This is a genomic window from Salmonella sp. K21076 (genome assembly GCF_039650795.1).
GTDB classification, from domain to species: domain Bacteria; phylum Pseudomonadota; class Gammaproteobacteria; order Enterobacterales; family Enterobacteriaceae; genus Salmonella; species Salmonella enterica.
Window position 1 is genome coordinate 446,404 of the sequence record NZ_JBCLYA010000051.1, and the last position, 22,464, is coordinate 468,867.

Here is a 22,464-nt window from a genome sequence, read left to right on the forward strand (position 1 = left end):
GTTAAAAAGGGATCAATTCAACGGTTGAACTGTCAAAGCGTTGTCTGCTAAACGCAGGCGCGCCGCTTTGCCATAAAATTCTGCCGGGATTTTATCACTCAGCCAGTAAACACCTGCGATAGAGACCAGTTCTGCCGTCAGATGGGTACAAAAAATTTGCGCTTCCCGATCGCCGCTCGCCCCTGCCAGCGCGCGACCTCTCATCATGCCATAGACATGGATATTGCCGTCAGCGATAAGCTCTGCGCCAGCGCTGACGTGACTTGTAACAATCAGATCACATTGTGGAGCATAAATGCGCTGACCGGAACGAACCGGAACATCAATTAATCGCGTTTTTGTGATGGGATTAGCGTTTTGCGGCGGTTCGCTGGGCGTTGCCGGCTCAACGGGCGCAGGCCGAACCGCTTTCTCTTTACCTTCAGTCAGTAAAGGAAGACCCATCCGATCGATTTCTACTTTCAGGCTGGCGTCTTTACAGCCGCTCACGCCGATAATGCGTAAGCCGGTTGAGGTCACGATCTTATGCAGTTCCGGCCAGTTTACCGGGCTTTCAAGACCGCTAACGTTAATAACGACAGGGGCGTGTTTTAAAAACGCAGGAGCCTGCGCTATTTTGTCTTCTAACGCCTGACGAATAACCTCTGGTTCCGCTTCATGCAAATGAACCACTGATAAGGTGAAGCTACTGCCTTTAAGCTCGATTGGCGTGTTTGACATCCTGGCCTTACTCAATTTGCTATTTATCATCTCCGATACGGAGTGATATTCCGAAGTCCAGAAGGCATGTTATAGTCAGTATTATATTGAGGCAAGTCACCATCCCGTTAATTCAGAGTAAAAGTATGTTTTGTGTGATCTATAGAAGTAGCAAGCGCGATCAAACCTATTTGTATGTCGAAAAAAAAGACGATTTTTCGCGGGTGCCTGACGCGTTGATGAAAGGATTCGGTCAGCCGCAGTTAGCGATGATGCTGCCGCTTGATGGACGTAAAAAATTAGTCAATGCCGAGCTCGAAAAAGTAAAACAGGCGTTAAGCGAGCAGGGCTATTATTTACAATTGCCGCCGCCGCCGGAAGATTTGCTGAAACAACATCTTTCTTCGGTGGGACAAAATACGTCGCACGCTGACCGTTAAACGGTATTCGGCGCCGCGCCTGAATTCCATCATGATCTTAGGGGAAAATATGTATCAACATCGTAACTGGCAAGGTGCCTTGCTTGATTACCCGGTAAGTAAGGTGGTCTGCGTGGGCAGTAATTACGCAAATCACATCAAGGAGATGGGCAGCGCGACGCCGGAAGAACCCGTGCTTTTTATCAAGCCGGAAACCGCATTGTGTGATATTCGCCAGCCGCTGGCGATTCCGGCGGATATGGGCGCTGTTCATCATGAAGTTGAGCTTGCCGTGCTGATTGGCGCAACGCTCCGCCAGGCGACCGAAGATCATGTACGTAAAGCGATAGCCGGTTATGGCGTGGCGCTTGATTTAACCCTGCGCGATATTCAAGGGAAAATGAAAAAGGCCGGACAGCCTTGGGAAAAAGCCAAAGGTTTCGATAACGCATGTCCGATTTCAGGCTTCATCCCTGTCGCGGCCTTCTGCGGCGATCCGCAAAATACGGTTATCGGACTTAACGTTAATGGCGAGGTTCGCCAGCAAGGGTCGACCGCGGATATGATTCATCCTATTGTGCCCCTTATCGCCTATATGAGCCGCTATTTTACGCTCAAAGCCGGGGACGTGGTGCTAACCGGCACGCCGGCAGGCGTGGGGCCATTATTAAGCGGCGATGAGCTGGACATTCGTTTTAATGGCGAAACGTTGTCTACTCGCGTTCTGTAAAATCTGCTTGCCGCCTTCAGCGGCGGTAAAACTTGCATCTGCAGGCCAGACTGGTTATAAGGTGCAGCTTTAATGCAATGGCGGATACTTTAATGAGCGATACACCTTTCTGGCAACGTAAAACCCTGGATGAAATGACCGATGCCGAGTGGGAGTCGCTGTGCGATGGCTGCGGTCAATGCTGCCTGCATAAGCTGATGGATGAAGATACAGATGAAATCTACTTCACCAACGTGGCGTGCAGGCAATTAAATATCAAAACGTGCCAGTGCCGTCATTATGAACGCCGTTTTGAATTTGAACCCGACTGTATCAAACTCACTCGCGAAAACTTGCCAGACTTTGAATGGTTGCCGATGACCTGCGCCTACCGTTTGTTGGCGGAAGGTAAGCCCTTGCCGACGTGGCATCCGCTGCAGACTGGATCGAAAGCCGCTATGCATGGCGAGCGAATTTCTGTCCGTCATATCGCGGTTAAAGAATCCGAAGTACGGGACTGGCAGGATCATATTTTAAATAAACCGTCGTGGGCAGAATAAGTCTTCGGCAAAACGGCTGATTGTTTACAATTCTTTAATTTACGCTGGGCGGCCCCTGAAATCAGGAATTGCGTGCAAATTCCGTCACCTGGCGTTATCACTGCCTTCTATTCTTCCCTGACGCGCCTTGTCGCTGCGCTCGCGCACGTATGGCGGCGACTCTATACTTTCAAAGCAGTATATCGCTGCCTATCCTGAGGAGTTACCCCATGAATAACCAACCGTTGCGCGTTTCAAAGGATCAGCCCAGGAAGCCTGATAAGACACCCGAAGACGAAGGAAAAAATCCAAAGAAAAACCAAAAGTAGTGCTGTAGGGTATCTTTAATAACTATGGTTCGTTGGAGGCTTTATGTCTGAACGTCCTGATTTAGTCGATCCATTACCAGAGGATGAGCCGCTTCCTGGTGAAAATATTCCGGATACGCCAGAGGGAGACGATCCTCTCGACCCGGATACCCAGAATGAGGTTGAAGATCCTCGTAGATAGCGTCTTGTGCTATTAACCAACCGCCTGATGCACCGTCTGTGCCAGGCGGTTTTTTGCATCTTCTAAAGCGAAACATCCTGATAATCCTCAGAAAGATAGCCTATAATTTTTTGTACGTTAAAATAGTAGCGCGTCCATGACGACACTGTCTTATTGCGCTTAGCCGTTTGCGAGTTCAAAGGAGGAAATCAATGAACAGCGAAGAGTTGACACATAAAGCAGAAGAGGAAATCGCGGCACTCATTAGCAAAAAGGTCGCCGAACTACGGAAGAAAACCGGGCAAGAGGTTTCCGAAATAGAGTTCGCGCCGCGAGAAACGATGAAAGGGCTTGAGGGATACCACGTTAAAATTAAACTACTCTAGCGTTTAATTAGCGCCATTAATCACCTGGCTACTGGGCGGGACGCCGCCCAGTGGTAACTGGTTTACCGATGTCAGGCTTTTTTCTGTTGATACATTTCCTCGCCCTGATGGTCTTCCTCTACCCAAAAATGAATGTTGAACCGCGCATCATCGCTCAGCTCTACCCGATGCCAGTATTGCGGCGGACTGGTGGCGAATTGCCCGGCATTAATCACCACTTTCACTTCTGGTTCTGTCGCGGTTTCATTCGCAAAGCCATAGTAGGTCACGGTGCCTTCCATCACGCAGAGTTGTCCGAAAACGCCTGCCGCTGTGTTGTGATGAGAGAGCAGTGCCGCCGGAACATTCTCTTTGGTGTAAAAGGGGGTAGAGCGTTTAACTTTCCAGTTTGCCGGGATGCGTAAGTGGGACATAAGACATCTCCCTGATGTGGTGATTAAAAGATGTATTTAATATACACCTTTTAATCACTGGCAAACAACGCTTCGGGCAAAAAAACGCTCCCGAAGGAGCGTGTGTATCAACGACCGAACAGGTCGCGTTTTTTAGGCTTAAATGCCTGAGCTATGACGACAGCTATCGCTACCACAAGGTAAGCGGCAAAGATCCCCAACAGCCATTGCGGCATCTCCAGCGTTAAAAACGACCACTGGCGCTCGGCGCAATCACCGGATGCCACAAACACCTGCGGTAGCCATTTACCCAACGGTAACCAGTCTGGAAAGCGCGCCATAAAGTCACAGGTCATGAACGGCGAGGGATGCAACTGAATCATCGTATGTTCATACGCCAGTTGTAGACCCCGCCAGGCGCTGTAAATCCAGATAACCATTGCCACGTATCGCAGCGGCGTTTTCGGCGCTATTGCGCCGACCAGACCCGCGCCCATCACGCCAAACAGGGCGCAACGTTCGTAAATACATAGCACGCAAGGTTTAAGTAACATGACGTGCTGGAACCACAGCGCCACCATTTCCAGCGCCAGGGCGGTAAACGCCATCAGTAACCATGCGCCCCGACCCCGTGAGCACTGGTTTAAAAATCGCAACATAATAATTTCCCTGCAACATGCGTAGAGACCGCAGTGTAAACCAATTCAATTCGTGCGCCACTAGCGGGAAATGAAATAATGTGTAATTGGATAATTATCAGGCAAAAATCGGAGCCGGGCGGTGTATTGCCCGGCCAAACGTTACGAAAGCGTTGCTAACCATCCTGCCTGAGTCATCCATTCGGTGGCCGGCGCAAGAGTGAATTCGACGCACAGTAGCCCTATCAGGGTCAGTACGATAGTGTACGGTAACGCCATCCAGACCATACGGCCATAGGAGAGACGGATTAACGGCGCCAGCGCGGAGGTCAGCAGGAATAAGAATGCCGCCTGACCATTTGGCGTCGCTACCGATGGCAGGTTAGTACCGGTATTGATGGCCACAGCTAGCAGCTCAAACTGTTTTAAGCTGATTGCGCCGTTTTCCATTGCCGCCTTCGCTTCGTTGATATAAATGGTGCCGACAAAGACGTTATCTGAGATGGAAGACAACAGGCCGTTAAAGAGATAGAACAGCGTTAGCTGTGCGTGTTCAGAGGCTTGCAAGACGAACTGAATAATCGGCGCGAAAAGATGTTGATCGATAATAACCGCCACAATAGAGAAGAAAACGGTTAACAGCGCAGTAAACGGCAGCGACTCGGTAAACGCTTTGCCGATGGCGTGTTCATCGGTGACACCCGTTAACGCGGTGGCCAGAATAATGACCGACAGACCAATCAGTCCCACCTCCGCGAGATGGAGGGCGAGGGCGGTAACCAGCCAGACGCCAATAACCGCCTGGACTATTAGTTTAATTTTATCCTGGCGGGTGCGCTTCTTACGGCTTTGATCGTCGAATTGCTGCAAGACGTCGCGGACTTTTTCGGGCAACGTTTCGCCATAGCCAAACCAGCGCATTTTCTCGACCAGCATACAGGTTAACAGTCCACATACCAGTACCGGGACGGTGACAGGCGACATCCGCAAAAAGAAGTCGCCGAAATGCCAGCCAGCAGCTTTAGCGATGATCAGGTTTTGCGGCTCCCCGACCATGGTCATGACGCCGCCCAGCGCCGTCCCCACGCCTGCATGCATCATCAGACTACGCAAGAATCCGCGGAATTGCTCCAGCACCGTTTTGTAATGCGGATCGATATGGCTGTCGTCCAGCATATCGTTCTCTTCGCCGCGCGATGAGGCCACACGATGGTAAATCCCGTAAAAACCGACGGCGACGCTGATCACCACCGCAACGACGGTAAGCGCGTCAAGGAAAGCCGACAAGAATGCGGCGGCGACGCAAAAGGCCAGCGACAGAACCATCTTCGAGCGGATACTGAGTAACAGACGGGTAAAAATAAACAGCAATAACTGCTTCATAAAGTAGATGCCTGCCACCATAAACATCAGCAGCAGCAAGACTTCCAGGTTGGCGGCAACCTCTTCACGTACATGGGCGGCGCTGGTCATGCCGATGATAACGGCTTCAATGGCCAGTAACCCGCCGGGCAGCAGGGGGTAACACTTTAACGCCATCGCCAGGGTGAAGATAAACTCTGCCACCAGCAGCCAACCAGCAACAAAGGGATTAGCTAAGAAAATGAATGGGTTAACAATTAAAAAGACAAGTAGTGCCAGTTTGTACCAGTCGGGCGACTGGCCTAAAAAGTTGCGCCACATGGCGCGACCCCATGAGATCTCCATGAAATTTTTCCTTACCTAGAAAAATGAAATAGCGTTTTTATGTTTAAACACAGAGAGTAGCGAGCGCGACGAATGCAAGCAAGTCCTTAACGATATTGGCAGGCGATATCAGAAATGGTGCCTTGATCCCCTTTTTCTTCATTGCGTCCGCTATCAGGTGTTACGCCCGTCTGGTATGATGAGTACAACTATGTTTTGCTGTGTAATGGAAATCTCACTATGGTCATTAAGGCGCAGAGCCCCGCGGGTTTCGCGGAAGAGTATATTATTGAAAGTATCTGGAATAACTGCTTTCCTCCTGGCACGATCTTACCGGCAGAACGAGAACTCTCCGAACTGATCGGCGTGACGCGCACGACATTACGCGAGGTGTTACAGCGGCTGGCGCGAGATGGCTGGCTGACCATTCAGCATGGCAAACCGACAAAGGTTAATAATTTTTGGGAAACGTCAGGGCTGAATATCCTTGAAACGCTGGCCCGCCTTGATCATGAAAGCGTTCCGCAACTGATCGACAATTTGTTGTCGGTGCGTACCAATATTTCTACTATCTTTATTCGTACCGCATTGCGTCAACACCCGGATAAGGCGCAGGAAGTGCTGGCCACTGCCCACGAAGTGGCCGACCATGCCGATGCATTCGCCGATCTGGACTATAACATCTTTCGTGGTCTGGCATTTGCCTCCGGCAATCCTATTTACGGCTTGATCCTGAACGGCATGAAAGGGTTATACACCCGCATTGGTCGCCACTATTTCGCCAATCCGGAAGCGCGCAGTCTGGCACTGGGTTTCTATCATAAATTATCGTCGTTATGCGAGCAGGGCGCGCACGACCAGGTGTATGAAACGGTGCGGCGTTATGGGCATGACAGCGGCGAGATTTGGCATCGGATGCAGAAAAATCTGCCCGGCGATTTAGCGATTCAGGGACGATAATCCCGCGATGCCCGGTAGACGCAAACACTACCGGGCAGCATCTCGATTACAGCGTGTTCATGCGCGGCGGACAACGCTCCAGCAGTTCTACGCTGCCATCCTCATTTTGTTGCTCCAGCATCACATCAAAGCCCCATAACCGATGCACATGTTTCAGCACCTCTTTGCGGCCTTTATCCAGCGGCGCGCGGTTATGCGGGATATAACGCAACGTCAGCGATCTGTCGCCGCGTAAATCCACATTCCAGACCTGAATATTCGGCTCCAGGTTGCTCAGGTTATACTGTGACGACAGTTTTGATCGAATCTCCCGATAACCTTCTTCGTTATGAATGGCGGAGATCTCCAGATAATTATGCCTGTCATCATCAAGTACCGTGAAGAAACGGAAATCACGCATCACTTTTGGCGACAGGAACTGACTGATAAAGCTTTCATCTTTAAAATCGCGCATGGCGAAGTGCAGCGTTTCCAGCCAGTCGGAACCGGCAATATCCGGAAACCAGTATTTATCTTCATCCGTGGGCGACTGACAAATACGTTTGATATCCTGGAACATGGCAAAGCCGAGCGCATAGGGGTTAATTCCGCTATACCAGGGGCTATTATAGGGCGGCTGAAATACGACATTGGTATGGCTGTGTAAAAACTCCAGCATAAAGCGTTCCGTCACTTTGCCTTCATCATACAGATGGTTCAGGATGGTGTAGTGCCAGAAGGTCGCCCAGCCCTCGTTCATGACCTGCGTCTGTTTCTGCGGATAAAAATACTGGCTGACTTTACGCACGATGCGCAGAATTTCGCGCTGCCACGGCTCGAGCAACGGGGCGTTTTTCTCCATAAAATAGAGTAGGTTTTCCTGCGGTTCAGCAGGAAAGCGGCGTGCTTCGGCGACAGTTTTTTCTTCCTCGCGTTTTGGCAGCGTGCGCCACAGCATATTCACCTGGCTTTGTAGATACTCTTCCCGGCTTTTTTGTCGCGCTTTCTCTTCCTGCAACGAGATTTTCTGCGGGCGCTTATAGCGATCGACGCCGTAATTCATCAGCGCGTGGCAGGAGTCGAGCAGTTTTTCTACTTCATCCACTCCGTAGCGTTCTTCACAGCGGGTAATGTAATTCCGGGCGAAAATCAGGTAATCGACGATAGAGCTGGCATCCGTCCAGCTCCGGAAGAGATAATTATTTTTAAAAAAGGAGTTGTGGCCGTAACAGGCGTGCGCCATGACCAGCGCCTGCATGGTGATGGTGTTCTCTTCCATCAGGTAGGCAATGCAGGGATTAGAGTTGATCACAATTTCATAAGCCAGTCCTTGTTGACCATGCTTATACAGACGTTCCGTCTCAATGAACTTTTTGCCAAACGACCAGTGCGGATAGTTGATCGGCATCCCGACGCTGGAGTAGGCGTCCATCATCTGTTCGGAAGTGATGACTTCAATTTGGTGCGGGTAAGTATCCAGTTGGTAGAGTTTCGCCACGCGGTCTATCTCTGCCAGATAAACATCCAGCAGATCAAATGTCCAGTCGGGGCCATCGCTCAAACGTGTGGTGTCCTTGTTCATGGAATCAATCATTGCCATTCGCGCACCCTCATTGTTGGCGACGCTCTCTGTATGGAGCGCCTCCTTTCAAGCATAGAACACCATGTTAAAAAACGACTTGATCGTGAAAACTTTTCTTTGCGATTTCCTCCACATTGAACGGCAAAAAATCGGGTATTGGCATCATTTTATGCTGTATAGCCATGCCGCGTAGCAGGAGATCCCAAACCAATGGGATCGCTTGTCTTTAGGGTATATGTGAAGCACGTCACCATAAAAAAGTCATATGTTGAATAATATTTTCATCTGAGTTATCAAGATGTAATCAGAAGATTGTTCTTTTACTATTAACGGAGTGGCTATGCGAGTTGTCATCCTGGGGAGTGGCGTAGTTGGCGTGACCAGCGCCTGGTACTTGAGTCAGGCGGGGCATGATGTCACCGTCATCGATCGCGAATCCGGCCCGGCGCAAGAAACCAGCGCGGCGAATGCCGGACAAATTTCACCGGGATATGCGGCACCCTGGGCGGCCCCTGGCGTACCGCTGAAGGCGATAAAATGGATGTTCCAGCGCCATGCGCCGCTGGCGGTGCGTCTGGATGGCACCCCATTTCAACTGAAGTGGATGTGGCAAATGCTGCGTAACTGCGATACCCGGCATTATATGGAAAATAAAGGCCGCATGGTGCGTCTGGCGGAATATAGTCGCGACTGCCTGAAAACGCTACGCGCCGCGACCGGTATCGAATATGAAGGCCGCCAGGGGGGAACGCTACAACTCTTCCGCACCGCGCAACAGTATGAGAACGCCACCCGTGATATCGCCGTGCTGGAAGATGCCGGGGTGCCGTATCAGCTCCTGGAAGCCAGCCGACTGGCGGAAGTTGAACCCGCTCTGGCTGAGGTTGCGCATAAATTAACCGGCGGGCTGCGCTTACCGAATGATGAAACCGGGGACTGTCAGCTCTTTACCCAGCGTCTGGCGCGCATGGCGGAGCAGGCGGGCGTAACCTTTCGCTTTAATACTCCCGTGGAAAAATTACTGTACGAAAATGATCAGATTTACGGCGTGAAATGCGCCGATGAGATCATTAAAGCAGATGCGTATGTCATGGCGTTTGGATCGTATTCGACGGCGATGCTTAAAGGCATTGTTGATATCCCGGTGTATCCGCTGAAAGGCTATTCATTAACCATCCCAATCGTCGAGCCAGACGGCGCGCCGGTATCGACGATTCTTGATGAAACCTACAAAATCGCTATTACGCGTTTTGATAAGCGTATTCGCGTGGGGGGAATGGCGGAAATCGTGGGCTTTAATACCGACTTACTGCAACCGCGCCGCGAGACGCTGGAGATGGTTGTGCGCGATCTTTTTCCGCGCGGCGGTCATATTGAGCAGGCCACATTCTGGACCGGCCTGCGCCCCATGACGCCGGACGGCACGCCGGTAGTAGGACGCACCCGTTATAAAAATCTGTGGCTTAATACTGGACACGGCACCTTAGGCTGGACGATGGCCTGCGGTTCAGGCCAGTTGTTAAGCGATATCTTGTTGGGTCGTACGCCAGCGATACCCTACGACGATCTGAGCGTGGCGCGATACCGTTCCGATTTTACGCCCACCCGCCCGCAACGTTTGCATAGCGCGCATAACTGATAAAGGAAGTGAAATGACCCGCCCTATACAGGCCAGCCTTGATTTACAGGTAATGAAACAAAATTTGGCTATTGTGCGCCGGGCGGCCCCGGAGGCGCGCGTCTGGTCGGTAGTGAAAGCTAACGCCTACGGCCACGGTATTGAACGCGTCTGGAGCGCGCTGGGCGCCACAGATGGTTTCGCTATGCTCAACCTTGAAGAGGCGATTACCCTGCGTGAGCGCGGGTGGAAAGGGCCGATATTGATGCTGGAGGGGTTTTTCCATGCGCAAGACCTGGAGGCGTATGACACTTATCGGCTGACCACCTGCATCCACAGTAACTGGCAGTTGAAAGCGCTGCAAAATGCGCGGCTTAACGCGCCGCTGGATATCTATGTCAAAGTCAACAGCGGTATGAACCGACTCGGTTTTCAGCCTGAGCGGGCGCAGACCGTCTGGCAGCAATTGCGGGCAATGCGCAATGTCGGTGAAATGACCCTGATGTCACATTTTGCTCAGGCCGATCATCCGGAAGGTATCGGGGAGGCGATGAGACGTATTGCGCTGGCGACAGAAGGCCTGCAGTGTGCATACTCGTTATCAAATTCGGCAGCGACGCTGTGGCATCCCCAGGCGCATTATGACTGGGTCAGGCCGGGCATTATTTTGTACGGCGCGTCGCCGTCAGGACAGTGGCGGGATATTGCCGATACCGGACTAAAACCCGTGATGACGCTGAGTAGCGAAATTATTGGCGTGCAGACGCTGAGCGCGGGTGAAAGAGTAGGCTATGGCGGAGGGTATTCTGTGACTCAGGAACAACGCATTGGCATCGTCGCGGCGGGTTATGCCGATGGCTATCCACGCCATGCGCCGACCGGGACGCCCGTGCTGGTGGACGGTATCCGTACCAGAACAGTAGGCACCGTTTCAATGGATATGCTGGCGGTGGATTTGACGCCGTGTCCGCAGGCGGGAATCGGCACGCCGGTTGAATTATGGGGCAAAGAAATTAAGGTCGATGATGTCGCCTCTGCGGCAGGCACGCTGGGCTATGGGCTACTGTGCGCCGTAGCGCCGCGCGTGCCGTTTGTGACAACGTAACCTAACTCAGGCTAAGGCGTCGACCGGTCCACCGGGGGCGGGTCGACGTTGTCCGGCGACCTTATTCTGCTTCGTCTTCGGCGACGCGTACCCCAATCTTGCGTACCACGTTATCTTCTTTTTCAGCTACCGTCCAAATCATGCCGCCAAACTCCACCTGATCGCCAACGACCGGCGCAGCGCCCAGCAGCTGCTGTATGATTTCACCGAGGGTTTGTTGTTTATCCCGGTATTCCGTTCCTTCTTCCAGCCCGTAGATAAGCGCCACGTCGGCGAATTTCGCGTTCGCTTCGAGGATAAAATCGCCAAAGAAACGCTGATCTAACGAAACCGGCGGCGACTGGCTAAACAATTTGCCCAGCGCTGGCAGATCGCGCTCCCGGCCAATCACGCAGAGTACGTCGCCTTCCTGCAGGCGAGTGCTACCCGTGGGGTGAAACAGTTCATTATTGCGAAATAGCGCGGCAATGCGGGTTTCGTTCGGCATATGCAGGTCGCGCAACGCCGCGCCGACGCACCATTTGTCGGCGCTCAACTGATAGATGAATTGTTCCCACGGATTATCAGGATGGATGTCAAGCCCCACGCGCGATACTGGCCAGCCAACCGGAGGCACGACCACTTTGGCTCTCTTCGCCGCCCATGACAGCGATGTTCCCTGCAGGAGCAGCGACACCAGTACCACAAAGAAAGCGACATTAAAGAACAGGCGAGCGTTTTCAAGCCCGGCCATCATCGGGAAAACGGCGAGAATAATCGGCACCGCGCCGCGCAGTCCGACCCAACTGATGAAAATGCGCTCCCGAAGATTGAAGCCGCGAAAAGGCAGCAGGCCGGTAAATACCGACAATGGGCGGGCGAAGAAAATCATCCAGATAGAGAGAATAAGCGCAGGGACGGCAATCGGCCACAGATCGGAAGGCGTCACCAGCAGTCCCAGGACCAGGAACATGGCGATCTGCGCCAGCCAGGCCAGTCCGTCAAAGTTTTGCAGGATGCCGTAACGGTTGCGAATCGGACGGTTTCCTAACAGGAATCCGCACAGATAGACCGCGAGAATGCCGCTGCCTTCAAGCGCGGTCGTCAAAGCAAAAATCAGAATACCGCCGCTGAGCGCCAGCATCGGATACAGGCCGCTGGGCAGAGAAATACGGTTGATCATCTGCTGTAGCAGGTAACCGCCGCCGAGGCCAAAAACAATACCGAGACCGAACTGCTGGATAATATGGACGGCAAACATCCAGTCCAGGCCGGTTTCATGTTTCTGGATCATCTCAATTAATGTAATGGTCAAAAAAACGGCCATCGGGTCGTTACTTCCCGATTCGATCTCCAGCGTGGAGCCTACACGTTCGTTTAGCCCTTTGCCGCCAAGCAGAGAAAAGACCGCTGCGGCGTCAGTGGAACCGACTATCGCGCCGATAAGCAGACCTTCGATAAGATCCAGATGAAACAGCCAGGCGGCCATCATACCTGTTAACCCCGACGTGATCAGTACGCCGAGCGTCGCCAGCGACAGCGCGGGGCCCAGCGCTACCCGGAAAGAGCTGGCCTGGGTGCGCATGCCGCCATCGAGTAAAATAATCGCCAGCGCCAGGTTACTGACCATATAAGCGAAAGGATAATTATCGAAAGGAATACCGCCAATGCCATCCACACCCGCTAACATCCCAATGGCGAGGAAAATGACCAGAATCGGGATACCCAGTCGCGATGAGAATGAACTTAACAGGATACTGCTGGTTACAAGGATGGAACCTAAAATAAATAGACTAATAATTGTTGCAGCATCCAACGTTTTATATCTCCTGACTCACACGACTTCGTATTATTTAACATTAACATAATAACGGCCAGGGCAGCGTTTTACTTAGCCTGTCGGGGACTTTTTTTACAATTGCAGCGTAGGATGACCAGATAAAGTGAGTTGAGTCCCCTGGCGCGTATTTTTAAGCGTTGCGTTTGCCCCGATAGGGAGCGTCACCGTACGCTGTTCATGCCCGAAGTCGAGACCGGTAATCAGCGGAACGGACAGACGGGAACGTAAAAACGCGTAGACGCTCTCCAGAGAATAGCCGGCGTCATACTCGTTGGGCGCCGCGCCGCTAAAGCTGCCGAGAACGATGGCGCTCTGACGGTTTAGAATTCCGGCGTACTCCAGTTGCAAAAGCATACGCTCCACCCGGAAAGGATGCTCATTGACATCTTCCAGCACTAAAATTCCTTTATCGATAGTCGGCATCCAGGGCGTACCGATAAGGGAAATCAACATCGCCAGATTTCCGCCCCATAAGGTGCCCTGTACGTCGCACTGAGGGCCGTCGCCTTGCCACTCTACGGTAAATTGCGCCTTGCGTAGCGCCAGCCAGAAATGTTGCTCGGTGAACGTATTCAGCGTTTCGGCGCCAAAATTTGCCGCCAGCATAGGACCGCTAAAGGTGATGACATTGGCCTGCGCCAGTAGTCCAGCCTGAATCGCCGTAAAATCGCTATGACCGCAAATCAGTAAGGGATCGCGCTGTTGCCGGGAGGCGAGCGCCTGCCAGTCGATACGATCCAGCAAGCGGCTGGCGCCATAGCCGCCGCGAACCGGCATGACGATCGTATCCGGCGAAGTTAGCGAGGCCAGCGAATTAACATCGGCCAGCCGTTCCGCGTCCGTACCGGCAAAACGCTGATAGCGGCGACGAATCACCTCGTCATTCTCCACCTGATGACCCGCGTCAGTCAGGCGCTGAACGCCGCGTAACGCGGCCTGTTGGTTAATACAGTAGCCCGAGGGGGCGATTAAATGAAACAGAGACATGGTAATTCCTTGCTGACAATAGAATGCAAATGTATATCATGCCGCATATATTAGGCGATGTCCCTCGTTGTGCGACGTTTCTGGATGCGCACCAGGGAGGCAACCTAAGTACCTGGCCGGGGCGGTATAACCTCTTCGGCAGATAAGTTACGGCTATAAGGATAGATGACGTGAAATTAAGATGGTTTGCTTTTTTGGTAGTAATACTGGCTGGCTGTAGCTCAAAACAGGATTACAGGAATCCACCGTGGAATGCCGAAGTGCCTGTAAAGCGTGCGATGCAGTGGATGCCCATCAGTGAAAAAGCCGGGGCGGCATGGGGGGTTGATCCACATTTAATCACCGCGATTATCGCCATTGAATCCGGCGGCAACCCTAACGCGGTCAGTAAGTCCAATGCGATTGGCCTGATGCAGTTAAAGGCGTCGACTTCCGGGCGCGACGTTTACCGTCGTATGGGCTGGCGTGGCGAACCGACCACCAGCGAGCTGAAAAACCCTGAGCGTAACATCTCAATGGGCGCGGCGTATCTGAGCATTCTGGAAAATGGGCCGCTGGCCGGCATCAAAGATCCGCAGGTGATGCAATATGCGCTGGTCGTCTCTTATGCTAACGGCGCAGGCGCGTTATTGCGTACTTTTTCATCCGACAGGAAGAAGGCGATAGAAAAAATTAACGATCTGGATGCTGACGAGTTTTTTGAACATGTTGTTGATAATCATCCCGCGCCGCAGGCGCCGCGCTATATCTGGAAGCTTCAGCAGGCGCTGGACGCCATGTAGTTTAGCGTGAAGATTATTCTCGCACTTTATTCGCTCTTTCTCGGGCGTCGCGCTCAAGCGAAAAAATAATCCGCTGCAACTCCCGCTCCACCGCCGGGCTAACGTTAAGGAAACGAAAGCTCAGGCGGGGAGTGGTGATCGTTTCATTTTTCCCATCAATCACCTTACGCTCGCTGATGGCGAGAAGCTGGGCGTCAACGTGAAGAATCCCCCATGGCCCCATGTTCAGTTCAACCTGCGAAAAGCGTGCGCCTTCGATTAGTCCGTCGGGGATGGCGGATTCCAGTAGCGCGCCCATGCCGCCCAGGGAAAGATCAAACAGGCGAAAACGTAACGTACGGGTGTCCGGTAGCGTGGTGACGCCGTAATAAGGCGGATACAGCGGCGCGCCAATGCGAAAATACTCCCGGCGCTGGACAAACCACAGTGATGACGGCAGGGGCGTGATAAAGGCCGGCAGCCGCTGATATTCACCTGTAACGAGTTGCGGCAACGTGAACTCGACTTTTGCGCCTTGTGTTTCTGCGATAATGGCTACCTGCCCGGCGCGTAATACGGCGCTATTTTTATATTCCTGGCTGCCGTAATCCACGATGAGTTTTTCCGGGGCTACCGCCAAAATTTTACTAATGAATTGACCATGCGCCCATGAAATACGCAGTGGAACCTGATTTTTATTTAAATCCCGTAGCACGCCTAATATCGCTAATGGATTTTTTTTCAGGAACTGCTCATTGTAACCACTCACACGAAATAACCCCTGATACGCAGACTATCGTTGGGTTATCGGCATCAGTAGAAAGAACTTAATAGCGATAAATAAATTTTTATGTCCGCGAGATAAATCAGTGTTCAGAAATGCGACGCTCGACTTTGCCTATACTTAAAACGTTTTTACTGGAAAGAGGGTTCGCAAATGGGAATTATCGCCTGGATTGTTTTTGGTTTGATTGCCGGCGTTATCGCCAAATTGCTTATGCCGGGGCGCGATGGCGGGGGATTTATCCTGACCTGTATTCTCGGTATCGTCGGGGCGGTCGTTGGCGGATGGCTGGCGACGATGTTTGGTATTGGCGGCAGTATCAGCGGCTTTAATCTGCACAGTTTCCTGGTCGCCGTGGTGGGCGCGATTGTGGTGCTGGTGATTTTCCGCCTTCTGCGACGCGGCTAACCGCTGCAGAACGTGTAAGCGTTGACCCGGTCAGCGCCGGGTCAACCTACTATAAACACGCGTTACTGCGTCGCTGCAGACGGCGTTTTTGTCGGCGTTGCGCTTAACGATGCCGGACGAGTAGACGGTACGCTATCGCACGGTTTTTCCTGCGGACAAATCAGATCGAGCATTTTCAGCGTCACGCCGTTGCTCCAGCCAAAGCCGTCCTGAAGGGGATATTCGCCGCCGCCACCGCCGGTTCCGGTACTGCTGACGTCATATTTTTCGACCAGTTTTTTCTCGCGATCGTAGGTGTGCTGCACATTGGTTAAAAAGCGCCAGGTGACTTCCATTGCCACGTCATCCTGCCCATAATTTTGCAATCCTTCGGCAGCGACCCATTGTAACGGCGCCCAGCCATTTGGCGCATCCCACTGCTGTCCGCTTTTAACCGAGGTGGTAGCCAGCCCGCCAGGCTGTAGCAGATGCGCCTGGGCCGCCGCTGCCACTTTCGCGGCGCGATCTTTCGCGGCGGCGTTTACATAGAGCGGGAACAGCGCGGCAGCGGTGAGTTGGTCACGGATTTTATTGTTCTGCAGATCGTAGTCGGCATACCAACCCTCTTTGTTATTCCACAGATGCATTTCAATGGCTTTTTGCCGCGCGTTGGCCAGCGCGTCATATTGCGAGGCTTTGGCCCGATCGCCCGCCGCAGCGCTGGCGCGGGCGAGGGTTTTCTCCAGCTGATACAGCAGAGCGTTAAGATCGACAGGGACAATCGTGGTGGTACGAATGGTACTGAGCTGCTGCGGATTATCCATCCAGCGGGAGCTGAAATCCCAGCCGGAGGCGGCAGCAGATCGGAGGTCTCGATAGATCTCCGTTGCCGGGCGGCTGGGGTTGCTTTTGGCGGTAGCGATATCTTCAACCCAGGATTCAGGGCGGGGCGTATCCCGATCGTCCCAGTAGCGGTTGAGAACGCTGCCGTCCTCCAGTTTGACGACGCGTTGGTTTTGTTGCCCTGGCTGCAATGTCTCAACGCCCTCCATCCAGTAGGCGTACTCTTTTTGCAGTTGCGGCAGGTATTCTTTCAGCGCATCGTCACCTTCATGTTGCACCAGTAATTCAACCATAAACGCAAAGAAAGGCGGCTGTGAACGACTCAGGTAGTAGGTACGGTTGCCGTTAGGAATATACCCCCAGGCGTCAATTTCGTAACCAAAGTTCGCTACCATATCCGCCACCTTATCCCAGTGCCCGCTTTCCGCCAGCCCCAGCATCGTAAAGTAGCTGTCCCAGTAGTAAATCTCCCTGAATCGCCCACCCGGTACGACATAGGATTCAGGCAACGGCAAGAGCGAGTCCCACTTTTCGACGTTTTTAGTTGAACGGGTCAGCACCGGCCACAGGCCATCAATATGTTCACGCAATGATTGCCCGGCAGGCGGGACATATTTTTCACCCGCTTTCGGCAGGGTGAAGTTAACATCAACAAAATGACGCAAATCGAAGCCGGACTAGTTCCGCTGCATACGATAATCCGCAAGAATCATGAGCGGATCGCTATTAGGTATGGCGTCAGCAAAGGTTTTCTGATCGGGGAAGAGTTTTGCATTCTGGACATCATTAAAGAGCGGGCCAAGCAAAATATCCGGCGGCTGCGGAGTTTCAGTGTCGGAAGACGGGTCTGCGGCAGTCGCCGAAAACGATGCAAACGTCAGCAGCGTCCCTGCCAGCGCCAGTTTTATGGCTTTCTGTAGTAGAACAGAACGGCGAATCTCTGGGGGTATCATCAAGTTATCTCCTTAGCAGTGAGCCAAAGCCAACGGCATTTACCATGACAAAACCTTAGTCTACGATGACCAGATACGCGTGATTGAACCGCTATTTTGCGAACAAACAGACATTTTATTGAGACAGAATTTATCGGCGCGCGCGTGGAAAACGGGGTATACAGACAAAAAATCCACGCCGGGACGTGGATTTTAGCGCAATGATTTGTCGCCTTAACCTGGATAGATACCGCGATCTTTACGGGCCAGCAGAATGCGCTCACAGGCGACAATATAGGCTGCGGTGCGCAGAGAACAGGATTTCTCAGCCGCTTTCTCCCAGACATGGACGATCGCGTCGGTCATGATTTTGTCCATGCGCGCGTTGATCTCTTCTTCGCTCCAGAAGAAGCTGGCCATATCTTGTACCCATTCGAAGTAGCTGACGGTTACGCCGCCTGCGTTACAGACCACGTCAGGCACCACAAGGATACCACGGCTGGCCAGAACATCATCAGCATCCGGATAGGTCGGGCCGTTAGCCCCTTCCAGCACCAGCTTACACGTCAGGGCTTCCGCGCGCTGACGAGTTATCTGGCCTTCAAGCGCCGCCGGGATCAGAATATCCATCTCCAGACGCCAGAACGCATCGCTGGCGATAGTTTCCGCGCCCGGGAAACCGGCTATCTGTTTGTGTTCTGTCTGCCATGCCGTGAGCGCCTTCATGTCAATACCGGTGGCGTTAAACAGCGTCGCGGTATGATCCTGAATCGCCACGACACGGGCGCCAGCGCCTGCAAACAGACGCGCGGCTTCGCTGCCGACGTTACCAAAACCCTGAACCGCAACGCGAGCGCCTTCAACGGCGATATTCGCCCGACGCGCGGCTTCCAGCCCGCTGACGAAAACGCCGCGCCCCGTCGCCTTTTCACGACCCAGCGAACCGCCAAGATGGATAGGCTTACCGGTGACGACGCCAGTGACCGTCGTGCCATGATTCATGGAATACGTATCCATCATCCAGGCCATCACTTTACCGTTGGTGCCGACATCCGGCGCAGGAATATCTTTCTGCGGCCCGATGATAATGCCGATCTCGCTGGTATAGCGGCGGGTCAAACGCTCCAGTTCACCTTCCGACAGCGAGAACGGATCGACGCGGATGCCGCCTTTGGCGCCGCCGTACGGCAGATTCAGCGCGGCACATTTGATGGTCATCCATGCTGACAGGGCCATCACTTCATTGAGATCAACGTCAGGATGGTAGCGAACACCGCCTTTACCCGGACCTCGGGAGAGGTTGTGCTGCACGCGATATCCTTCGAAATGACGAATAGTGCCATCATCCATTTGTACCGGAATATCGACGATCAGAGCGCGTTTTGGGTGGCGCAGAGTATCCACCTAGGGGGATAACTCGCCCAGATAAGGGGCCACACGCTCGATTTGTTGCAGGTAGGTATTCCAGGCAGATGTGCTGCTATCTGAAGCGTAAGATAACTTATCCATGATAAACCTTAGTGATAAAAGTAATATGTTCTTTAATTGACCGTGGTACATAGTAGATCACACCATGTAGCGATAAATTTAACACTTTTTTTAAACAATTAACTCAGATCAAAAATGGCAGGCAGTTGGATTTTCGTTATGATTTTGGATGAGAAGTGGTTAACTATCCGCTATAAGAGGTGATATATCGCTAATTATGCAATTAATTGCTTAAATATGCGTGATATGTGCAAGGCGGCTATTTGTCATAATTATGACGCACCTCTAAAAGTAAAGATTATGATAACGACATGTATCAATGTTATGTCGTCCTGTCGGCGGGGAAACGTCTTCGCCAGGCGCGTAAAAAGATAAAAATAACCGGAGTCAGACGGCTCTGACCCCGGTTTACCTCTTTATTGTTGACGCGACTCAAGCCACACCAGCACCAGCGTCGACAGTGAGCACATCAGCAGAATGCCGACAAACCACAGTAAATACCACATCGCTCTCGCTCCCTAATAAAGTTCATGATCGTTGCGGCGGAGGGTCTCCAGGTTGATACGCCCCAACATTTTGTAATAGCTCCACAGCGTATAGAGCAGTACGATTGGCAGAAAAATCAGCACAATCACCAGCATGATTTCGAGCGTCATCTGGCTGGAGGTGCTGTCCCACACCGTCAGGCTGGAGAGAGGACTAACACTCGACGGCATCACAAAAGGAAATAGCGTTATGCCGGCGGTAAAGATGACGCAGGCCTGGGTCAGGGAAGCGAACAGAAATCCACGAATAGTCTGACCGCGAAGGCAGGCATAGAAAGCCAGAATCGGCAGGATCATACCGAGCAACGGGATGATGAGCAGTAGCGGCGAGCGTATAAAGTGGTTCATCCATGCGCCAGGGAGTATCGCCACGCCTTTTAAGAGCGGATTGGAAGGGCCGTTGGCATCCTGCGTGAGTAAGACAAAGCCATCAACGCCGGCCCACAGCCAGTAACCGGCCAGCAGGAAGCAGATCACGATCAGCAGCGCGCTGTGGCGGGTGGCCGACAGAGCCCGTTGACGAATAACGCCCTCCGTTTTCAACTGTAACCAGACGCCTCCTTGCATAATCACCAACGACAGACTCAATAATCCACACAGTAGGGCAAAGGGCGAGAGTAACTGCCAGAAGGTGCCAAAATAGTCAACATGAAGCTGCGGCGTGAAGGCAAACGGCACGCCTAAAAACAGGTTGCCGAACGCGATGCCGAATACAACGGGGGGCACCAGGCTGCCGATAACCAGACCGGTATCCCACAGCGCGCGCCAGCGGGCATTGGCGATTTTACCCCGATAATCAAAGGCCAGCGGGCGAAGGAAGAGGGCACACAGCACCAGGATCATCGCCACATAAAAACCGGAAAACGCGGCGGCATAGACCCGTGGCCAGGCGGCGAATAATGCCCCGCCCGCGAGAATCAACCATACCTGGTTTCCTTCCCAGTGGGCGCCGACGCTATTGATCAATACCCGGCGTTCGTCATCGTTGCGCGCTATCAGCGGGAGCAGGCAACCGACACCCATATCAAACCCGTCAGTTACCATAAATGCCACTAGGATGACGCCGATCAGCAGCCACCAAATGAACCGCAACGTTTCATAATCCAACATGATTGTCTCCTTTATCCCTGTTGTTGCGCTTGTTGTTGATGTTGCATGGCGCTCGGCCCAAGACGCGCGTACTTCTGCATCAGATAGACTTCCGCGATTAAAAACAGGGTGTAAAGTCCGAGGATAAGCCCCATTGAGAAGGCCAACTGGCCCGGCGTCAGCGCGGAGTGAGCGTACCAGGTCGGCAGAATGTCCTGAATCGCCCAGGGCTGACGGCCAAACTCCGTCATAAACCAACCGGCTTCAATGGCAATCCACGGTAACGGCAGGCTCCACAGCGTCATACGCAATACCCAGCGATGCTGGTCGATACGCATTCGCAGCGTCTGTATCAACGCAATCAACATCACCACTAACAGCAGCGAACCGCAGCCGACCATAATACGGAAACTCCAGAACACCGGCGCCACCTGAGGAATAGCGCCACGCTGGGCCGCACGATACTGCTCCGGCGTCACATGGTTCATATCCGGGGCATATTTCGCCAGCAGAATGCCGTACCCCAGATCGCCCTCAACGGCGTGAAACGCATTCAGTACCTGCGGCGAGCGATTGCCTTGCGCTATCTCCTGCATGAGTAGCCAGGCCTCCCGGCCACGCTTCAGGCGCGGCAGAGCGTCGTCCATCAGGTTTTTTAACCCCGGAACCGGCGTATCCAGCGAATGGGTGGCCAGAATACCCAGCAGAGCAGGGATCTTCACGGCAAATGCATTACGCTCCTGTTCCTGCTGCGGCCAGGCAATCAGATGAAACGGCGCGGGCGCGGGTTCGGTTTGCCATTCGCCTTCCATCGCCGCCAGTTTCACCGGCTGAATTTGGGCGACCTCGTAGGCCGAACTGTCGCCCAGTTGCAGGGTTCCCAGAATGGCCAGGGTGCCGAATACTGAGCCGATAGCAAACGAGCGCAAGGCCACCTCACGCTCGCGGCCACGTAGCAGATACAAGGCGCTGATAGACATAATAAACATGGCGCCGGTGACATAACCGGACATGACGGTATGGACGAATTTCACCTGGCTCACCGGGTTAAAGACCAGATCGCTGAAGCTGCTCATTTCCATCCGTAACGTATCGATGTTGAAATGAGCGCCGGTAGGATACTGCATCCAGCCATTGGCATTCAGAATCCATAATGCTGAAATATTGGAGCCGAAGGCCACCAGCCAGGTGACCAGCAGGTGTTGGTATTTATTCAGCCGCTGCCAGCCGAAAAAGAACAGGCCGACAAAAGTGGATTCGAGAAAGAAGGCCAGTAACGCTTCCATCGCCAGCGGCGCGCCGAAGATATCGCCCACATAGTTGGAATAGAGCGACCAGTTAGTCCCGAACTGAAACTCCATGGTCAGGCCGATAGCCACACCGAGAGCAAAATTGATCCCGAAGAGCTTGCCCCAGAAACGCGTCATATCGCGGTAGACGGTTTTCCCCGTCACCACATAGATCGTCTCCATGACGGCCAGCAAAAAAATCAGCCCAAGCGTAAGAGGAACAAATAAAAAGTGATACAGCGCGGTCAGCGCAAACTGCCAGCGCGATAAGTCAATGACATCCCACATGCTAACTCCTGTAGGCAGAAAGAGAGTAAAAAGCTAATCAATACCGGACAC

The 22,464-nt window shown here is 52.8% G+C and carries 21 protein-coding genes and 2 pseudogenes; 10 read left to right on the forward strand and 13 right to left on the reverse strand.

Annotation, left to right across the window (positions count from 1 at the left end):
- Positions 1 to 12: 12 nt before the first annotated feature.
- The gene (gene minC / locus AAYN39_RS23025) at positions 13 to 720 is read right to left on the reverse strand and encodes a septum site-determining protein MinC (RefSeq protein WP_000072527.1); all 708 of its coding nucleotides are present in this window, start codon (positions 718 to 720) and stop codon (positions 13 to 15) included.
- A gap of 125 nt (positions 721 to 845) precedes the next feature.
- On the opposite strand from minC, the gene AAYN39_RS23030 reads away from it, so the two are divergent.
- From AAYN39_RS23030 to AAYN39_RS23050, 5 genes are all read left to right on the forward strand, one after another.
- Positions 846 to 1,139 (forward strand): YcgL domain-containing protein, encoded by a 294-nt coding sequence (locus tag AAYN39_RS23030; RefSeq protein WP_001763996.1) that lies wholly within the window; start codon positions 846 to 848, stop codon positions 1,137 to 1,139.
- Between the two features lie 49 nt (positions 1,140 to 1,188).
- Entirely contained in the window at positions 1,189 to 1,848 is a 660-nt protein-coding gene (locus AAYN39_RS23035; RefSeq protein ID WP_001519895.1) for a fumarylacetoacetate hydrolase family protein, read from the forward strand.
- Positions 1,849 to 1,940: 92 nt separating this feature from the next.
- Complete coding sequence (locus tag AAYN39_RS23040) at positions 1,941 to 2,387, forward strand: YcgN family cysteine cluster protein (protein ID WP_001285704.1); 447 nt, start codon at positions 1,941 to 1,943, stop codon at positions 2,385 to 2,387.
- A 351-nt stretch (positions 2,388 to 2,738) separates the two neighbouring features.
- Positions 2,739 to 2,876, forward strand: coding sequence for a hypothetical protein (locus tag AAYN39_RS23045; protein WP_001519337.1), 138 nt, complete (start codon positions 2,739 to 2,741; stop codon positions 2,874 to 2,876).
- Positions 2,877 to 3,067: 191 nt separating this feature from the next.
- Positions 3,068 to 3,241 carry an addiction module toxin, GnsA/GnsB family gene (locus AAYN39_RS23050; RefSeq protein WP_001083582.1) on the forward strand — a complete coding sequence of 58 codons (174 nt, stop codon included), beginning with the start codon at positions 3,068 to 3,070 and terminating at the stop codon, positions 3,239 to 3,241.
- Between the two features lie 71 nt (positions 3,242 to 3,312).
- On the opposite strand, the gene AAYN39_RS23055 is transcribed toward AAYN39_RS23050, so the two are convergent.
- The 3 genes from AAYN39_RS23055 to nhaB all read right to left on the reverse strand — a co-directional run bounded on the left by AAYN39_RS23055 (position 3,313) and on the right by nhaB (position 5,978).
- Positions 3,313 to 3,654: a DUF1971 domain-containing protein gene (locus AAYN39_RS23055; RefSeq protein ID WP_000018971.1), complete on the reverse strand. Its 342-nt coding sequence runs from the start codon at positions 3,652 to 3,654 to the stop codon at positions 3,313 to 3,315.
- Between the two features lie 107 nt (positions 3,655 to 3,761).
- A complete protein-coding gene (gene dsbB / locus AAYN39_RS23060) occupies positions 3,762 to 4,292 on the reverse strand; it encodes a disulfide bond formation protein DsbB (protein WP_000943475.1) in 531 nt (176 codons plus the stop codon).
- Positions 4,293 to 4,433: 141 nt separating this feature from the next.
- Positions 4,434 to 5,978, reverse strand: coding sequence for a Na(+)/H(+) antiporter NhaB (gene nhaB, locus AAYN39_RS23065; protein WP_000406446.1), 1,545 nt, complete (start codon positions 5,976 to 5,978; stop codon positions 4,434 to 4,436).
- Positions 5,979 to 6,197: 219 nt separating this feature from the next.
- On the opposite strand from nhaB, the gene fadR reads away from it, so the two are divergent.
- Positions 6,198 to 6,917 carry a fatty acid metabolism transcriptional regulator FadR gene (fadR, locus tag AAYN39_RS23070; protein ID WP_000234821.1) on the forward strand — a complete coding sequence of 240 codons (720 nt, stop codon included), beginning with the start codon at positions 6,198 to 6,200 and terminating at the stop codon, positions 6,915 to 6,917.
- Positions 6,918 to 6,963: 46 nt separating this feature from the next.
- On the opposite strand, the gene AAYN39_RS23075 is transcribed toward fadR, so the two are convergent.
- Entirely contained in the window at positions 6,964 to 8,496 is a 1,533-nt protein-coding gene (locus tag AAYN39_RS23075) for a SpoVR family protein (RefSeq protein WP_001240763.1), read from the reverse strand.
- A 322-nt stretch (positions 8,497 to 8,818) separates the two neighbouring features.
- Between AAYN39_RS23075 and AAYN39_RS23080 the strand changes: the two genes are divergently transcribed.
- Both AAYN39_RS23080 and dadX read left to right on the forward strand, forming a co-directional pair.
- On the forward strand, positions 8,819 to 10,117 hold the full coding sequence (locus tag AAYN39_RS23080; protein WP_001266934.1) for a D-amino acid dehydrogenase: 1,299 nt from the start codon (positions 8,819 to 8,821) through the stop codon (positions 10,115 to 10,117).
- A gap of 13 nt (positions 10,118 to 10,130) precedes the next feature.
- Positions 10,131 to 11,201 (forward strand): catabolic alanine racemase DadX, encoded by a 1,071-nt coding sequence (dadX, locus tag AAYN39_RS23085; RefSeq protein ID WP_000197904.1) that lies wholly within the window; start codon positions 10,131 to 10,133, stop codon positions 11,199 to 11,201.
- A 61-nt stretch (positions 11,202 to 11,262) separates the two neighbouring features.
- Here the strand turns inward: dadX and AAYN39_RS23090 are convergent, their stop codons facing one another.
- Together AAYN39_RS23090 and ldcA are read right to left on the reverse strand one after the other, a co-directional pair.
- Positions 11,263 to 12,996, reverse strand: a complete 1,734-nt coding sequence (locus AAYN39_RS23090) for a potassium/proton antiporter (protein WP_000338376.1) — start codon at positions 12,994 to 12,996, stop codon at positions 11,263 to 11,265.
- A 96-nt stretch (positions 12,997 to 13,092) separates the two neighbouring features.
- Positions 13,093 to 14,007 carry a muramoyltetrapeptide carboxypeptidase gene (gene ldcA / locus AAYN39_RS23095; RefSeq protein ID WP_000051613.1) on the reverse strand — a complete coding sequence of 305 codons (915 nt, stop codon included), beginning with the start codon at positions 14,005 to 14,007 and terminating at the stop codon, positions 13,093 to 13,095.
- Positions 14,008 to 14,177: 170 nt separating this feature from the next.
- Between ldcA and emtA the strand changes: the two genes are divergently transcribed.
- The gene (emtA, locus tag AAYN39_RS23100) at positions 14,178 to 14,789 is read left to right on the forward strand and encodes a membrane-bound lytic murein transglycosylase EmtA (protein ID WP_000776974.1); all 612 of its coding nucleotides are present in this window, start codon (positions 14,178 to 14,180) and stop codon (positions 14,787 to 14,789) included.
- Positions 14,790 to 14,802: 13 nt separating this feature from the next.
- Here the strand turns inward: emtA and ycgR are convergent, their stop codons facing one another.
- Entirely contained in the window at positions 14,803 to 15,537 is a 735-nt protein-coding gene (gene ycgR / locus AAYN39_RS23105) for a flagellar brake protein YcgR (protein ID WP_000017410.1), read from the reverse strand.
- A 168-nt stretch (positions 15,538 to 15,705) separates the two neighbouring features.
- Here ycgR and AAYN39_RS23110 point away from each other — a divergent pair, with 168 nt between their 5' ends.
- Positions 15,706 to 15,960, forward strand: coding sequence for a GlsB/YeaQ/YmgE family stress response membrane protein (locus tag AAYN39_RS23110; RefSeq protein WP_000511323.1), 255 nt, complete (start codon positions 15,706 to 15,708; stop codon positions 15,958 to 15,960).
- A 62-nt stretch (positions 15,961 to 16,022) separates the two neighbouring features.
- On the opposite strand, the pseudogene AAYN39_RS23115 reads toward AAYN39_RS23110, so the two are convergent.
- The 5 genes and pseudogenes from AAYN39_RS23115 to appC form a co-directional block, all read right to left on the reverse strand.
- Positions 16,023 to 17,735, reverse strand: a pseudogene (locus tag AAYN39_RS23115) (alpha,alpha-trehalase).
- A 213-nt stretch (positions 17,736 to 17,948) separates the two neighbouring features.
- Positions 17,949 to 19,223: pseudogene (locus tag AAYN39_RS23120) on the reverse strand (Glu/Leu/Phe/Val dehydrogenase).
- Between the two features lie 395 nt (positions 19,224 to 19,618).
- Positions 19,619 to 19,708, reverse strand: coding sequence for a cytochrome bd-II oxidase subunit CbdX (gene cbdX / locus AAYN39_RS23125; protein WP_000270306.1), 90 nt, complete (start codon positions 19,706 to 19,708; stop codon positions 19,619 to 19,621).
- Between the two features lie 12 nt (positions 19,709 to 19,720).
- The gene (gene appB, locus AAYN39_RS23130) at positions 19,721 to 20,857 is read right to left on the reverse strand and encodes a cytochrome d ubiquinol oxidase subunit II (protein WP_000888121.1); all 1,137 of its coding nucleotides are present in this window, start codon (positions 20,855 to 20,857) and stop codon (positions 19,721 to 19,723) included.
- Between the two features lie 11 nt (positions 20,858 to 20,868).
- The gene (gene appC / locus AAYN39_RS23135) at positions 20,869 to 22,413 is read right to left on the reverse strand and encodes a cytochrome bd-II oxidase subunit 1 (RefSeq protein ID WP_000263597.1); all 1,545 of its coding nucleotides are present in this window, start codon (positions 22,411 to 22,413) and stop codon (positions 20,869 to 20,871) included.
- Positions 22,414 to 22,464: the final 51 nt, after the last annotated feature.

What these genes read in the sequence shown, in the direction of transcription:
- minC (WP_000072527.1), bottom strand. Translation starts at nt 720, where the DNA reads ATGTCAAACACGCCAATCGAGCTTAAAGGCAGTAGCTTCACCTTATCA.
- AAYN39_RS23030 (WP_001763996.1), top strand. Translation starts at nt 846, where the DNA reads ATGTTTTGTGTGATCTATAGAAGTAGCAAGCGCGATCAAACCTATTTG.
- AAYN39_RS23035 (WP_001519895.1), top strand. Translation starts at nt 1,189, where the DNA reads ATGTATCAACATCGTAACTGGCAAGGTGCCTTGCTTGATTACCCGGTA.
- AAYN39_RS23040 (WP_001285704.1), top strand. Translation starts at nt 1,941, where the DNA reads ATGAGCGATACACCTTTCTGGCAACGTAAAACCCTGGATGAAATGACC.
- AAYN39_RS23045 (WP_001519337.1), top strand. Translation starts at nt 2,739, where the DNA reads ATGTCTGAACGTCCTGATTTAGTCGATCCATTACCAGAGGATGAGCCG.
- AAYN39_RS23050 (WP_001083582.1), top strand. Translation starts at nt 3,068, where the DNA reads ATGAACAGCGAAGAGTTGACACATAAAGCAGAAGAGGAAATCGCGGCA.
- AAYN39_RS23055 (WP_000018971.1), bottom strand. Translation starts at nt 3,654, where the DNA reads ATGTCCCACTTACGCATCCCGGCAAACTGGAAAGTTAAACGCTCTACC.
- dsbB (WP_000943475.1), bottom strand. Translation starts at nt 4,292, where the DNA reads ATGTTGCGATTTTTAAACCAGTGCTCACGGGGTCGGGGCGCATGGTTA.
- nhaB (WP_000406446.1), bottom strand. Translation starts at nt 5,978, where the DNA reads ATGGAGATCTCATGGGGTCGCGCCATGTGGCGCAACTTTTTAGGCCAG.
- fadR (WP_000234821.1), top strand. Translation starts at nt 6,198, where the DNA reads ATGGTCATTAAGGCGCAGAGCCCCGCGGGTTTCGCGGAAGAGTATATT.
- AAYN39_RS23075 (WP_001240763.1), bottom strand. Translation starts at nt 8,496, where the DNA reads ATGGCAATGATTGATTCCATGAACAAGGACACCACACGTTTGAGCGAT.
- AAYN39_RS23080 (WP_001266934.1), top strand. Translation starts at nt 8,819, where the DNA reads ATGCGAGTTGTCATCCTGGGGAGTGGCGTAGTTGGCGTGACCAGCGCC.
- dadX (WP_000197904.1), top strand. Translation starts at nt 10,131, where the DNA reads ATGACCCGCCCTATACAGGCCAGCCTTGATTTACAGGTAATGAAACAA.
- ldcA (WP_000051613.1), bottom strand. Translation starts at nt 14,007, where the DNA reads ATGTCTCTGTTTCATTTAATCGCCCCCTCGGGCTACTGTATTAACCAA.
- AAYN39_RS23110 (WP_000511323.1), top strand. Translation starts at nt 15,706, where the DNA reads ATGGGAATTATCGCCTGGATTGTTTTTGGTTTGATTGCCGGCGTTATC.
- cbdX (WP_000270306.1), bottom strand. Translation starts at nt 19,708, where the DNA reads ATGTGGTATTTACTGTGGTTTGTCGGCATTCTGCTGATGTGCTCACTG.
- appB (WP_000888121.1), bottom strand. Translation starts at nt 20,857, where the DNA reads ATGTTGGATTATGAAACGTTGCGGTTCATTTGGTGGCTGCTGATCGGC.
- appC (WP_000263597.1), bottom strand. Translation starts at nt 22,413, where the DNA reads ATGTGGGATGTCATTGACTTATCGCGCTGGCAGTTTGCGCTGACCGCG.